Genomic DNA, 13,709 nt, shown 5'->3' with positions numbered 1-13,709 from the left:
ACACAAAGACTTTGTTTTTACCCAAAAAATGAACCACCTGGATGTGTGGTATTAACAAGGAATAAATGAAGGGAGGAAATACCGATGCCTACAATTAACCAATTAGTACGTAAGCCTCGTCAATCTAAAAGCACGAAATCAAAATCACCAGCGTTAAACAAAGGATATAACTCATTTAAAAAATCTTTAACTGATGTTAAATCTCCACAAAAACGCGGAGTTTGTACTCGTGTAGGTACAATGACACCTCGTAAACCAAACTCAGCGTTACGTAAATACGCTCGTGTACGTTTAACTAACCAAATCGAGGTTACAGCTTATATCCCAGGTGAAGGCCACAACTTACAAGAGCACAGTGTTGTTCTTATCCGTGGCGGACGCGTAAAAGACTTAGCGGGTGTTCGTTACCATATCGTACGTGGAGCTCTTGATACAGCTGGTGTAAACGGTCGTTTACAATCACGTTCTAAATACGGAACAAAACGCCCTAAAGAAAAAAAATAATTTAACATTATTGAGCGTTGCTTAATAATGAGCCTAAGTAGTTGTCGCAAATTTCTAATCTCGCTAGCAGATTGGGAATTTTCGCGACAAACATGACAAAACAATTCTTATAAAATAAATCGATAACTATTCGAAAGGAGGAAAACACATGCCTCGTAAAGGTCCTGTTTCCAAACGTGACGTGTTACCAGATCCAATTTATAGTTCAAAACTAGTAACTCGTTTAATTAATAAAATGATGGTTGATGGTAAAAGAGGTACTTCTCAAAAGATTTTATATGGTGCGTTCGAACTTGTTAAAGAACGTTCTGGTGAAAATCCAATTGAAGTATTCGAAGCTGCTCTAAATAACGTAATGCCAGTTCTTGAAGTACGCGCTCGCCGTGTTGGTGGTTCTAACTACCAAGTGCCAGTAGAAGTACGTCCAGAACGTCGTACAACTTTAGGTCTTCGTTACCTAGTTAACTATGCTCGTCTTCGTGGTGAAAAAACGATGGAAGAGCGTTTAGCTAACGAAATCCTTGATGCTTCTAACAACACTGGTGCATCAGTTAAAAAGCGTGAAGATATGCACAAAATGGCAGAAGCGAACAAAGCATTCGCTCACTACCGTTGGTAATCTAAACATCGCATAAGCCCAATATGGAAGGAGAAATACCTTATGAAACGCGAATTCTCACTAGAGAATACTCGTAATATTGGGATCATGGCTCACATTGATGCTGGTAAAACAACAACTACTGAGCGTATCCTTTATTACACAGGTAAGATTCACAAAATTGGTGAAACTCACGAAGGCGCTTCTCAAATGGACTGGATGGAACAAGAGCAAGAACGTGGTATCACAATCACTTCTGCTGCGACAACAGCTCAATGGAACGGCAACCGTGTAAACATCATCGATACTCCTGGACACGTAGACTTCACTGTAGAAGTTGAACGCTCACTACGCGTACTTGATGGCGCAGTAACAGTTCTTGATGCTCAATCTGGTGTTGAGCCTCAAACTGAAACAGTTTGGCGTCAAGCTACAACTTACGGCGTTCCACGTATCGTGTTCATTAACAAAATGGATAAAACAGGAGCAGATTTCCTATATTCTGTAGGAACTCTACACGATCGTTTACAAGCAAACGCTCATCCTATCCAATTACCTATCGGAGCTGAAGATCAGTTCTCAGCAATCATTGACTTAGTTGAAATGAAAGCTACTTTCTACGGCGACGAAAAAGGTACTGCAGTAACTGAAGGTGAAATTCCTGAAGAACACCGCGCACAAGCTGAAGAATACCGTGAAAAATTAATCGATGCTGTTGCAAGTGTTGATGAAGAAATCATGGAAAAATATTTAGAAGGCGAAGAAATTTCTGTTGCTGAACTTAAAGCGGCTATCCGTCGTGCTACGATCGCAGTAGAATTTTACCCAGTAATCTGTGGTACAGCATTCAAACACAAAGGCGTACGCCCAATGTTAAATGCAGTTGTTGATTACTTACCATCTCCATTAGATGTACCAGCAATCAAAGGTACTGATATTGATGGTGACGAGGAATTAGAACGTCATTCTTCAGATGAGGAGCCATTCTCAGCTCTTGCATTCAAAGTTATGACTGACCCATTCGTAGGTAAATTAACTTTCTTCCGTGTTTATTCTGGAACTTTAGAATCAGGTTCATACGTACAAAACTCTTCTAAAGGTAAACGTGAACGCGTAGGCCGTATCCTACAAATGCACGCAAACTCTCGTGAAGAGATTTCTAAAGTATTTGCTGGGGACATCGCAGCAGCAGTAGGTCTTAAAGATACTACTACTGGTGATACTCTATGTGACGAGAAAAACTTAGTTATTCTTGAATCAATGGAATTCCCTGAACCAGTAATTTCTCTTTCTGTAGAACCAAAATCAAAAGCTGACCAAGACAAAATGGGTCAAGCTTTACAAAAACTTCAAGAAGAGGATCCAACTTTCCGTGCTCACACTGACACAGAAACTGGTCAAACAATCATCTCAGGTATGGGTGAGCTTCACCTTGATATCTTAGTTGACCGTATGCGCCGTGAATTTAAAGTAGAAGCTAACGTAGGTGCCCCAATGGTATCTTACCGTGAAACATTCCGTGGCTCTGCAAAAGTTCAAGGTAAATTCACTCGCCAATCTGGTGGTCGTGGACAATACGGAGACGTAACGATTGAGTTCTCTCCAAATGAAGAAGGTAAAGGCTTTGAATTCGAAAACGCTATCGTTGGTGGTGTAGTACCTCGTGAATACATTCCTGCAGTAGAAGCTGGTCTTCGTGACTCTCTTGACCGCGGTGTAGTAGCTGGTTACCCACTAATCGATATTAAAGCGAAATTAGTATTCGGTTCTTACCATGACGTTGACTCGAATGAGATGGCGTTCAAAATTGCTGCATCTATGGCTCTTAAAGAAGCTTCGAAACAATGTGATGCAGTTATTTTAGAACCAATGATGAAAGTTGAAGTTGTAATTCCAGAAGAATACCTAGGTGATATCATGGGTAACATTACTTCTCGTCGCGGACGCGTTGAGGGTATGGAAGCTCGCGGTAACTCTCAAGTTGTTCGTGCAATGGTTCCTTTAGCGGAAATGTTTGGTTATGCAACAACTCTTCGTTCAGCAACGCAAGGACGTGGTGTATTCTCAATGACATTCGATCATTATGAAGAAGTACCAAAATCAATCGCTGCTGAAATCATCAAAAAAAATAAAGGTGAATAATTGAATTTTCATCTTGCATAAAGTATAACTAATTTGTAAGCTATGATTGTGGGATGGTGGATGGGCCCGTTCGCCATCAGCAATCATTCTATAATTTTTTTGAAAATATAAACATATAATTTTGAGGAGGCAATCTCTAATGGCTAAAGAAAAATTCGACCGTTCAAAAACGCATGCTAACATTGGTACAATCGGACACGTTGACCATGGTAAAACAACTTTAACTGCTGCAATCGCAACAGTTCTTTCTAAAAAAATGGGTGGAGAAGCTAAATCATACGCTGATATCGATAACGCTCCAGAAGAAAAAGAACGTGGTATCACAATCAATACTTCTCACGTAGAATACGAAACTGATACTCGTCACTATGCACACGTTGACTGCCCAGGACACGCTGACTATGTTAAAAACATGATCACTGGTGCTGCTCAAATGGACGGCGGTATCTTAGTAGTATCTGCTGCTGACGGCCCAATGCCACAAACTCGTGAACACATCCTTTTATCTCGTCAAGTAGGTGTTCCATACTTAGTAGTATTCATGAACAAATGTGATATGGTAGACGACGAAGAATTATTAGAATTAGTAGAAATGGAAATCCGTGACCTACTTTCTGAATATGACTTCCCAGGTGACGATCTTCCTGTAATCAAAGGTTCTGCTCTTAAAGCTCTTGAAGGTGAAGCAGAATGGGAAGAAAAAATCGTTGAATTAATGGACGCTGTAGATTCTTACATCCCAACTCCAGAACGTCAAACTGACAAACCATTCATGATGCCAATCGAGGACGTATTCTCTATCACTGGTCGTGGTACAGTTGCAACTGGCCGTGTTGAACGTGGTCAAGTTAAAGTTGGTGACGTTGTTGAAATCATCGGTATCACTGAAGAAGCTAAATCTACAACTGTAACTGGTGTAGAAATGTTCCGTAAATTATTAGACTATGCTGAAGCTGGTGACAACATCGGTGCTTTACTTCGTGGTGTAGCTCGTGAAGACATCCAACGTGGTCAAGTATTAGCTAAACCAGGCTCAATCACTCCACACACTAACTTCAAAGCTGAAGTTTATGTTTTATCAAAAGAAGAGGGTGGCCGTCATACTCCATTCTTCTCTAACTACCGTCCTCAGTTCTACTTCCGTACAACTGACGTAACAGGTATCTGTAACTTACCAGAAGGCGTTGAAATGGTAATGCCTGGCGATAACATCGAAATGACAGTAGAACTTATCGCTCCAATCGCTCTTGAAGAAGGTACTAAATTCTCTATCCGTGAGGGTGGACGTACTGTAGGCGCTGGCGTAGTTGCTTCTATCCAAAAATAATTTTAGCGCAAGCTAATTTTCCAAACCAATCTGTAGGGACGCTTACAGATTGGTTTTTTATGTTAAAATAAGAAAAGATTTATGGATAATCCAACCTTAATTAGATTATTTTATGTATACATAATAGATGAAATATCAAAGAACAGAAATATCTCAACATGGTAAAAATTAGAATAGAATTTTTTTTATGAACTGGTGGGGATGAAGGCTAGTGCAGCATGTAGAGTGTAGAATCGCGTTCCTTTCAATTTCTACCAACCTTTTTAATAGTTCTTACAGTTCTTACATATAAACATTTCATGAAAGGGGAATTTGTAGATGGAGATGAAAATATTGCTGATTGAAGATGATTCATCGATTTTCGAAATGATTCAGACACGTTTTGCACAATGGTCGCTTCAAGTTGTAGGTCCTAAAGATTTTCAAAAGGTGATGGATGATTTTATTGAACAAAAGCCGCAGCTTGTATTGATTGACATTCAGCTTCCGGCCTATGATGGCTTTCATTGGTGTCGTGAAATACGTCATATCTCAAAGGTGCCAATTCTCTTTCTATCTTCACGAGACCACCCAATGGATATGGTAATGGCAATGCAAATGGGTGCGGATGACTTTGTACAAAAGCCTTTCCATATGGAAGTATTACTAGCAAAGGTACAAGCTATTTTACGCCGTACATATGATTATATAGAAGAATCAATGGATGTCACACGGTTTAATGGTGCAGTTATTGACTATGCACGCAGTGAGATTATGTATGAGGGTAACCTTGCTTCGTTAACTAAAAATGAACTCTTTATTTTACGCGTTTTAGTGGAGAAGGCTGATCAAATAGTCTCTAGAGATGATTTAATGAGAAAGTTATGGGATGATGAGCGTTTTGTTAATGATAATACATTGTCAGTAAATGTTAATCGATTACGTACGAAGCTTGAGGATATAGGTTTACAAGAAGTGATTTTAACTAAAAAGGGACTTGGTTATATGGCTGTAACACAAGGGACGTGAGTGACAATGTTAATTTTATTTTTAAGAGAACGCCTCGCATGGATAGGCTTTTTCGTTTTTATCATGGTCATTATCAATGTTTTATTTTCTTTAGATGCGGGATTAGAGGGAATATCTATTTGGTATATGAATATTAGCGTGCTTATTAGTTTTATGATCTTTCTTACTTGGCGATATGTAGTAGAAGTAAGACAGCTAAATGATTGCCTGGGAAATGTGGAAAGTCAACTCGATGATGTGCATAGCAAAAATTTGACTTTATCACCTTTTCAAACGGCATACCTTACGAAAATTGAAGATGTTTTTTATGATAAGAACACAGAGTTAAATCAAGCAAAGGTACAGCTGCAGGAATATTCGGATGAACTCCTAGCATGGGTTCATGAAGTAAAGGCACCTTTAACTTCAATTAATTTAATGCTGGATCACATAGAAGATTTGACACTACGTCGTAAATTAGAGACTGAGTGGCTAAGACTGCATTTATTGGTTGATCAGCAGCTACACCAAACACGTTTAGCTTCTATTGAAAAAGATAATTATATGACAGAGATCGAGCTAAAGACTGTGGTCTATAAGGAAATAAGAGCTATGCAGGCATGGTGTATTGAAAAAGGTATCGGTTTCGATGCTGAAGAGTTAACAGAGACAGTGATGACGGATGGTAAATGGCTAGCCTTTATCATCCGACAAATTCTTTCCAATGCTATTAAATATAGTCCTGCAAATTCGGAGGTGTTGATTTTTACGGAAATAGATGCAACTGGAGCAACGCTATTACATATAAAAGATGCAGGTATTGGCATTCGTAAGGAGGATTTACCTCGAATTTTTTATAAATCGTATACTGGGACGGCCGGTAGAGAGTCTGCACAATCAACAGGTATGGGTCTATACTTAGCACATAATGTGGCACAGAAAATCGGCGTTCGTATTACTGTCCAATCCCTTGTTGGAGAAGGCTCGATATTTACATTACGTTTTCCATTGCAAAATGAATATGTCAAACTAACAGGTAGATGACGAAATTGTCACCTACCTTTTTATATTGTCATGTAAAACACACGAATGGGTGAAGAAGACAGGGTACACTTGAACTATAGAAAGGGGCGTCTACAAGTGGCAGTTTTAATTGGTCGTAAAGTAAAAAAAATATATGGTAAAAAATCAACAGCCCAAGAGGTTTTAAAGGGCATTGATTTAGAAGTTAATAAAGGTGAATTTGTTGGCATTATGGGACCTTCAGGCTCTGGAAAAACAACACTTTTAAATGTTTTATGTTCGATTGACTTTGCAACAGAAGGTGTTATTGAAATAAATGGTCAAAACTTACGTGGTATGAAGGAGAAGGCGTTAGCTAATTTCCGTCGTGAACAATTGGGATTCATATTCCAAGATTATAATTTGTTAGATACACTAACGGTAAAAGAAAATATTCTACTACCATTAGCTATTGGTAGGCTACCAAAGGCTGTTGCAGAGAGTCGCTTAAAAGAGATTACACACTTATTAGGTATTACTGAGACTTTAAATAAATATCCAAATGAAATATCAGGTGGTCAAAAGCAACGTACATCAGCAGCTCGTGCACTTATTACAAATCCGTCGCTTGTATTCGCTGATGAACCTACAGGCGCACTTGATTCAAAATCAGCCACTGCACTGTTAAAAAATCTGCAAAGTATTAATGAATCAAAAAAAGCAACGATTATGATGGTTACGCATGATGCGGTAGCAGCGAGCTTTTGTACCCGTGTTCTATTTTTGAAGGACGGACTTATTTATAGTGAGCTTTATAAAGGAGATAAAACGAGACAGGCATTTTTCCAAGAAATCATGCATACGCAAAGTGTGCTAGGCGGTGACGGCTATGAGTCTTAGTAAACTCGTGCTTCGCAGTATGAAAAAAATATGAAGCATTATTATTTATATTTTTTCGCACTTATTTTTAGTGTTACTTTATACTTTTCCTTTGTGACATTGCAGAATAATGCTGAAGTGTTGGCTACAGTAGACAAGAGCGGTACGGCCAAAGCGGGTTTTGCTGCGGCAACATATATGCTGTACTTTATTGTCTTGTTTTTCGTCCTATATGCTAACCATTTATTTATGAAGCGTCGCAGTAAGGAAATAGGCTTGTATCAGCTAATAGGGATGACAAAGGGGCTTATCGTACGCTTATTAGCGGTAGAAAGTATCCTCTTATTTGTAGGAGCAATCGTTTTAGGGATGCTTGCAGGGTTCTTTAGTTCGCGCTTATTTGCAATGATATTACTGCGGGTACTCGAAAAAGAGGCACTTGTGACGATGACATTTAGTACAGAGGCATTACAGCAGTCTATCGTAGTATTTGCCATTCTACTAGTTATTGTACTTGTACAAATGGCTTGGATGATTTACCGCGTATCATTACTATCATTATTCAGTGCTTCCAAGCAAGCCGATGAGCGCGTAAAACGTTTCAGCCCATTACAAATGGTCATTGGTTTTTTGGGGCTTGTACTAATTGCATATGGCTACTATGCATCAACGAAGCTCTTCGATATTAACTCTCAGGGCAATTTAACTCTTAATATGATTATTATTTTAGCAACTACCATTGGTGGAACGTTCCTTGTTTTCCGTTTCTCTGTAGCATTTATTATGAATTCAATTCGTCTTAAGAAAAATGGACATTTAACTGTCCGTGATGTATTAGCATTAACACCGATTATGCATCGCATGAAAGGTAATGCGAAATCCCTAACGCTTATAACGGTTTTAACGGGTGTTTCACTTGGGGTTACAACATTAGCATATATATCTTATTATTCAACAGGCTCGTCGTCATATAGCCAAGTACCTGCAGATTATATTTTGCTTGAAGGCCATTTCCAGGAGTTTTTAAAGGAGCTTGAAGAAAATAATATTGATTTTGATAAAAAAGATTTCCGATTACAGAGTGTTTCAGCTTCACTTGCACAATTATTACCTGAAGATCAGCAAAATAAGGATAATCCCTTATATGGTGTAGAAGGAATCATTACTACAATTCCGTTGTCTGATTATCAACAAATAGCTCCTGAAGCTTTTGTTTCGGATTACGATGTTATTTTAACAAACTATAAAGGCTATATGACAGAGATGTTTCCGCTTGAAAAGGATCGTGATGTAGTTGTCACTATAGGAGGTCCAGAGGAATATAGGAAAGAAACCCTTCATGTAAAAGATATACAACATGAGAGTATTATAAGTGGTGCTGTGACTGGTGGGCCTGGGGGACCTGTTTTCGTAGTTTCAGATGCATTGTTTAAAGAATTAGCTGCTCACGAAGTACCTGATTTGTTGCATAAACAAACTTCTATTACATTAAAGAATAAAAGTGATTTAGCTCTAGCTGAGAGTTTATATATGCAAACAAAAGATGTACAAATAAATGGAGTGAATTTTTCATTCTATATACTGTCTTATAAAGAACAACGTAAGGAGAATATTGAAACATTAGGTTTAATAATTTTTACTGCAGCATTTTTAGGCTTAGCATTTTTAATGACAACAGGTAGTATTTTATACTTTAAACAAATGTCTGAGGCTGAAGAGGAGCGAGGTTCTTATACGATATTAAGAAAGATTGGCTTTGCTGAAAAAGATATTATGAAAGGTATATATATGAAACAAGCCTTTAATTTTGGTGTTCCGTTAATAATAGGGTTACTTCATAGTTACTTTGCTGTTAAGTCAGGGTGGTTTTTATTCGGCTCAGAGTTAACCGCACCATTATGGATTGCTATGAGCTGCTATATAGCGTTATATGCTATTTTTGCTATACTTTCTGTTGGTTATTATAAAAAAGTCATTCGTGAATCGTTATAATAGGAAGAAATCTAAAAGCAGTATGATTATTTAAGATCATACTGTTTTTTTTGTTTAAATTTGGAAAATTATTATAGGGGTATAAAAACATCTTGACTTTCAATTATTAGACGATTAAAGTTTAATGTATTAGTAATCTAGTGTACGAAAGTGAAGTGTTGAAATGAACGCAGTAATTGTGGCAGTAGCTGTCATGTTAATATTAAGTTTGCTCCGTATCAATGTTGTTCTTTCTCTTGTGTTGGGTGCCTTTGCAGGGGGTCTAACAAGCGGCATGGGTATTGAAGCAACTGTACAATCATTTACAGAAGGTCTAGGAGCAGGCGCAACGATTGCTTTAAGTTATGGATTGCTTGGTGGTTTCGCCATTGCTATTTCAAAAACGGGAATTCCTGAATTAATGATTGCAGGGATTTTAAAGATATTAAATAAAAACGGTACAAGTAATCGAAAAGGTTTAGTAAAGGTTTTAATCTTCTTACTGATCTTTATGATGTCTATTTTCTCACAAAATTTAATTCCAATTCATATAGCCTTTATTCCATTATTAATACCGCCACTTTTAAAAGTTTTAAATATGCTAGAGGTTGATCGACGAATTATCGCAACACTAATTGCTGTTGGTTTAATAGGGACATATAGTTTCGTTCCTGCTGGCTTCGGAGCTATATTCCAAGACATCGTTTCTACGCAAGTAACTAAGGCAGGTATGGAGGCATCTTCACGTGATGTACCAATAGCGATGGCTATACCCGTTCTTGGGATGTTAATTGGATTATGTGTAGCCTTCTTCGTTTACCGGAAACCTCGACAATATCAAAATAATGATGTAGAGACAGAGTCTTTAAATGTTAATGTTAGTAAGTTCGTGATTTTTTCTACGACTGCGGCTTTAATTGTCGCTCTATGTGCACAAATTTATACTGATTCGATGATTGTAGGTGCTTTTGCAGGCATTATGATTATGTATTTTACTGGTGCACTTAATTGGAAAGAGGCAGATGAGATTCTTTCTGAGGGAATGAAGATGATGGCCTTTATTGGTTTTGTGATGATCGCTGCAAATGGCTTTGCATCGGTTATTAACGCTACGGGTCATGTAGATAGCTTAATTTCAAACTCTTTAACAATTCTTCAAGGAAATAAGAGTCTAGCTATATTGATTATGTTGGTCATTGGTTTAATAGTGACGATGGGGATTGGTTCATCCTTTGCGACAGTACCTATCATCGCGACCTTATTTGTTCCTCTTGCACAAGGGTTAGGAATGAGTCCTTTGGCGATTATCTGTCTTATAGGTACAGCAGGTGCTTTAGGTGATGCCGGTTCTCCTGCTTCAGATTCTACTCTTGGACCAACTGCGGGTTTAAATGTAGATGGACAGCATAATCACATTTGGGATACATGTGTGCCAACGTTTATTTTTATAAACATCCCACTCATTATATTTGGCTGGGTTGCATGTGTGTTTTTCTTATAAAGTGAAAACCTCCGGCGGATGTCACGGAATCGGAAAGGAGTTCAAAAAGGATGTTAGCCTAAAATCATCGCATCCATGCGATAACGGCTAACTGACCTGCATCATGTTGTTGCCGCTGCCGCTTCGCTTTCGCGCAGATAAAACCCTTTTGCTGTCGCTTCGCTTTCGCACAGACAAAACACCTTGCTGCCGCTACGTTAGCACTGCGCTTTCGCACAAAAAACATCTGCTGCTGACGCTTCGCTTTCGCGCAATAAACATCTGCAGGTCTAAGCACAAAGCCGATTCTGGACGCGATTATGCCGAGGCATAATTGATTTAGTGGGTATTCTTCATCCGCCACTGATTATTAGTCTTTACCAACCGGGATTTTACGGGCAGTGAGTCTCCTACCTAACTTCTTTGCTTTGGCTGAATTTTGAGGTGGGAGTTTTACTGCTCGTTAATGCGGGATAAAGATATTGTAAGAGCGGTTTCTAAATAGTAGAGACTGCTTTTTTACATAATGATATTGCTTAATTGTTAGAAATGTCCGAAAACGTTGATATAACAGCCTTATGTGTTGCAAAGTGCATTGAAATTTTATATACTAATAAACGGCTTAGATAAGCGAGAAATATTAGTGAATATTAGTAGTATAAGAATATCTGCAACATTTAAAAGAATTTAGCGAAAAGACTTGCTTATTCTTTTTTTATTGTGTATAATGTTGAATGTTGGTCTTTGACTGCGATGAAACGAGAGGTTGCCGACACACCCGGCCGCTTTGCCATGGCGGTGTGTAGGATAATTTTCGTGGAGAATGTCTAGAAAATAGGCGAGAAGGAGGGAAAATAATGGCAAAACAAAAGATTCGTATTCGTTTAAAAGCGTATGATCACCGTATTTTAGATCAATCTGCTGAGAAAATTGTGGAAACTGCAAAACGTTCAGGTGCAAGTGTATCAGGTCCGATTCCACTTCCAACTGAGAAGTCTGTGTACACAATTCTTCGTGCTGTTCACAAGTATAAAGATTCTCGTGAACAATTCGAAATGCGTACGCATAAACGTCTGATCGATATCGTTAACCCAACACCACAAACTGTTGATGCGTTAATGAAACTTGATTTACCATCTGGCGTTGATATCGAAATCAAACTTTAATGGTAAAAAATATAACTTTTTTAAAACTTACAGGAGGTGTGACAAATGGCTAAAGGAATCTTAGGTAGAAAAATTGGTATGACACAAGTTTTCGCTGAAAACGGCGATTTAATTCCGGTAACAGTTATCGAAGCTGCTCCAAACGTAGTGCTTCAAAAGAAAACTGTTGAAACAGACGGCTACGAAGCGATCCAAGTTGGTTTCGAAGACAAGCGTGTTAAGCTTTCTAACAAACCAGAACAAGGTCACGTAGCAAAAGCGAACACTGCTCCTAAGCGCTTCATTCGTGAATTCCGCAACGTAAACGTGGGAGAATACGAAGTTGGTCAAGAAGTCAAAGTAGAAATTTTCGCAGAAGGCGATGTAATTGATGTAACAGGTGTTACTAAAGGTAAAGGTTTCCAAGGTGTAATTAAACGCCACGGTCAATCTCGTGGTCCTATGGCCCACGGTTCTCGTTACCACCGTCGTCCTGGTTCAATGGGTCCAGTTGCTCCGAACCGCGTATTCAAACAAAAGAAATTACCTGGTCAAATGGGTGGCACTGTAGTTACAATCCAAAACTTAGAAATCGTGAAAGTTGATGCGGAACGTAACTTACTACTTGTTAAAGGTAATGTTCCTGGTTCTAAAAAAGCTCTAGTTACAGTTAAAACTGCAATTAAAGCTAAGTAATCACCTAAGGAAAGGAGGAAACAGGAATGACAAAAGTATCTGTACTTAGTCAAACAGGTGCTTCAGTTGGTGAAATCGAATTAAACGATGCGATTTTTGGAATCGAGCCAAATGAAGCAGTATTATTCGACGCTGTAGTAGCACAACGCGCTTCTCTTCGTCAAGGTAATCATAAGGTTAAAAACCGTTCTGAAGTTGCTGGTGGTGGTCGTAAACCATGGCGTCAAAAAGGAACTGGTCGTGCTCGTCAAGGTTCTATCCGTTCTCCACAATGGCGCGGCGGTGGTATCGTATTCGGTCCAACTCCACGTAGCTATTCTTACAAATTACCTAAAAAAGTTCGTCGCTTAGCTCTTAAATCTGCTTTATCAGCTAAAGTAGTAGAACAGAACTTCTTAGTTCTTGATGCTCTTTCACTAGCAGCACCAAAAACAAAAGAATTCACAAAAATCCTTAAAGATCTTTCTTTAGAGAAAAAATCTTTATTCGTAACTGCTGACCTAGATGAAAACGTAGCATTATCTGCTCGTAACATCCCTGGTGTAACAGTTTTAACTGCAAATGGAATCAACGTTCTTGATCTATTAGGTCATGATAAAGTTGTATTCACAAAATCTGCAGTAGAAAAAGTTGAGGAGGTGCTTGGATAATGGAAGCACGTGATATTTTAAAACGTCCAGTCATTACTGAGCGTTCTTCAGAACTTATGGCCGAGAAAAAGTATACTTTCGAAGTAGACACTCGCGCTAACAAAACTCAAGTAAAAGACGCTGTAGAAGAAATCTTTGGTGTAACAGTTGAGAAAGTAAATGTTCTTAACTACAAAGGTAAATTCAAACGCGTAGGCCGTTACGGTGGTTACACTAACAAACGTCGTAAAGCGATTGTTAAATTAACTGCTGATAGCAAAGAAATCGAATTATTCGAAGTGTAATCCTTTATGGATTTATGATTTGAACACTCAAGAAGGAGGGAAAC

At 38.5% G+C, this 13,709-nt stretch carries 14 protein-coding genes; 13 read left to right on the top strand and 1 reads right to left on the bottom strand.

The genetic code is table 11. The features are described 5' to 3' along the window. The first annotated feature begins 84 nt into the window (after nt 1–84). The 9 genes from rpsL (at nt 85) to ABH968_RS09935 (ending at nt 10,911) form a co-directional block, all read left to right on the top strand. Nucleotides 85–504: a 30S ribosomal protein S12 gene (gene rpsL / locus ABH968_RS09975; RefSeq protein WP_008181595.1), complete on the top strand. Its 420-nt coding sequence runs from the start codon at nt 85–87 to the stop codon at nt 502–504. 148 nt (nt 505–652) lie between these two features. Further along, nucleotides 653–1,123, top strand: a complete 471-nt coding sequence (gene rpsG / locus ABH968_RS09970; protein ID WP_036123710.1) for a 30S ribosomal protein S7 — start codon at nt 653–655, stop codon at nt 1,121–1,123. A 42-nt stretch (nt 1,124–1,165) separates the two neighbouring features. Continuing rightward, on the top strand, nt 1,166–3,244 hold the full coding sequence (gene fusA, locus ABH968_RS09965; RefSeq protein WP_370043886.1) for an elongation factor G: 2,079 nt from the start codon (nt 1,166–1,168) through the stop codon (nt 3,242–3,244). A 139-nt stretch (nt 3,245–3,383) separates the two neighbouring features. After that, nucleotides 3,384–4,571 carry an elongation factor Tu gene (gene tuf, locus ABH968_RS09960; RefSeq protein ID WP_370043885.1) on the top strand — a complete coding sequence of 396 codons (1,188 nt, stop codon included), beginning with the start codon at nt 3,384–3,386 and terminating at the stop codon, nt 4,569–4,571. Nucleotides 4,572–4,895: 324 nt separating this feature from the next. Further along, nucleotides 4,896–5,579: a response regulator gene (locus ABH968_RS09955; protein WP_370044010.1), complete on the top strand. Its 684-nt coding sequence runs from the start codon at nt 4,896–4,898 to the stop codon at nt 5,577–5,579. Nucleotides 5,580–5,585: 6 nt separating this feature from the next. Next, nucleotides 5,586–6,602: a sensor histidine kinase gene (locus ABH968_RS09950; protein WP_370043884.1), complete on the top strand. Its 1,017-nt coding sequence runs from the start codon at nt 5,586–5,588 to the stop codon at nt 6,600–6,602. A 96-nt stretch (nt 6,603–6,698) separates the two neighbouring features. After that, nucleotides 6,699–7,460, top strand: a complete 762-nt coding sequence (locus ABH968_RS09945; RefSeq protein ID WP_370043883.1) for an ABC transporter ATP-binding protein — start codon at nt 6,699–6,701, stop codon at nt 7,458–7,460. 30 nt (nt 7,461–7,490) lie between these two features. Further along, nucleotides 7,491–9,431, top strand: coding sequence for an FtsX-like permease family protein (locus tag ABH968_RS09940; RefSeq protein ID WP_370043882.1), 1,941 nt, complete (start codon nt 7,491–7,493; stop codon nt 9,429–9,431). Nucleotides 9,432–9,594: 163 nt separating this feature from the next. Continuing rightward, the gene (locus tag ABH968_RS09935) at nt 9,595–10,911 is read left to right on the top strand and encodes a Na+/H+ antiporter family protein (protein ID WP_370043881.1); all 1,317 of its coding nucleotides are present in this window, start codon (nt 9,595–9,597) and stop codon (nt 10,909–10,911) included. Nucleotides 10,912–10,975: 64 nt separating this feature from the next. Here the strand turns inward: ABH968_RS09935 and ABH968_RS09930 are convergent, their stop codons facing one another. After that, a complete protein-coding gene (locus tag ABH968_RS09930; RefSeq protein ID WP_370043880.1) occupies nt 10,976–11,128 on the bottom strand; it encodes a hypothetical protein in 153 nt (50 codons plus the stop codon). A gap of 619 nt (nt 11,129–11,747) precedes the next feature. On the opposite strand from ABH968_RS09930, the gene rpsJ reads away from it, so the two are divergent. The 4 genes from rpsJ to rplW are packed head-to-tail and all read left to right on the top strand — an operon-like array spanning nt 11,748 to nt 13,665. Continuing rightward, nucleotides 11,748–12,056, top strand: a complete 309-nt coding sequence (gene rpsJ, locus ABH968_RS09925) for a 30S ribosomal protein S10 (RefSeq protein ID WP_004233624.1) — start codon at nt 11,748–11,750, stop codon at nt 12,054–12,056. Nucleotides 12,057–12,101: 45 nt separating this feature from the next. Further along, nucleotides 12,102–12,731, top strand: a complete 630-nt coding sequence (gene rplC / locus ABH968_RS09920) for a 50S ribosomal protein L3 (protein WP_142509896.1) — start codon at nt 12,102–12,104, stop codon at nt 12,729–12,731. A gap of 26 nt (nt 12,732–12,757) precedes the next feature. Then, nucleotides 12,758–13,381 carry a 50S ribosomal protein L4 gene (gene rplD, locus ABH968_RS09915; RefSeq protein WP_053482812.1) on the top strand — a complete coding sequence of 208 codons (624 nt, stop codon included), beginning with the start codon at nt 12,758–12,760 and terminating at the stop codon, nt 13,379–13,381. Beyond that, on the top strand, nt 13,381–13,665 hold the full coding sequence (rplW, locus tag ABH968_RS09910) for a 50S ribosomal protein L23 (protein WP_370043879.1): 285 nt from the start codon (nt 13,381–13,383) through the stop codon (nt 13,663–13,665). Before rplD ends, rplW begins: the two co-directional genes overlap by 1 nt. Nucleotides 13,666–13,709: the final 44 nt, after the last annotated feature.

Source organism: Lysinibacillus sp. RC79 (assembly GCF_041262405.1).
GTDB lineage: Bacteria > Bacillota > Bacilli > Bacillales_A > Planococcaceae > Lysinibacillus.
The sequence above is the reverse complement of the archived record's forward strand: the minus strand, read 5'-3'. Positions and strand labels throughout refer to the sequence as shown.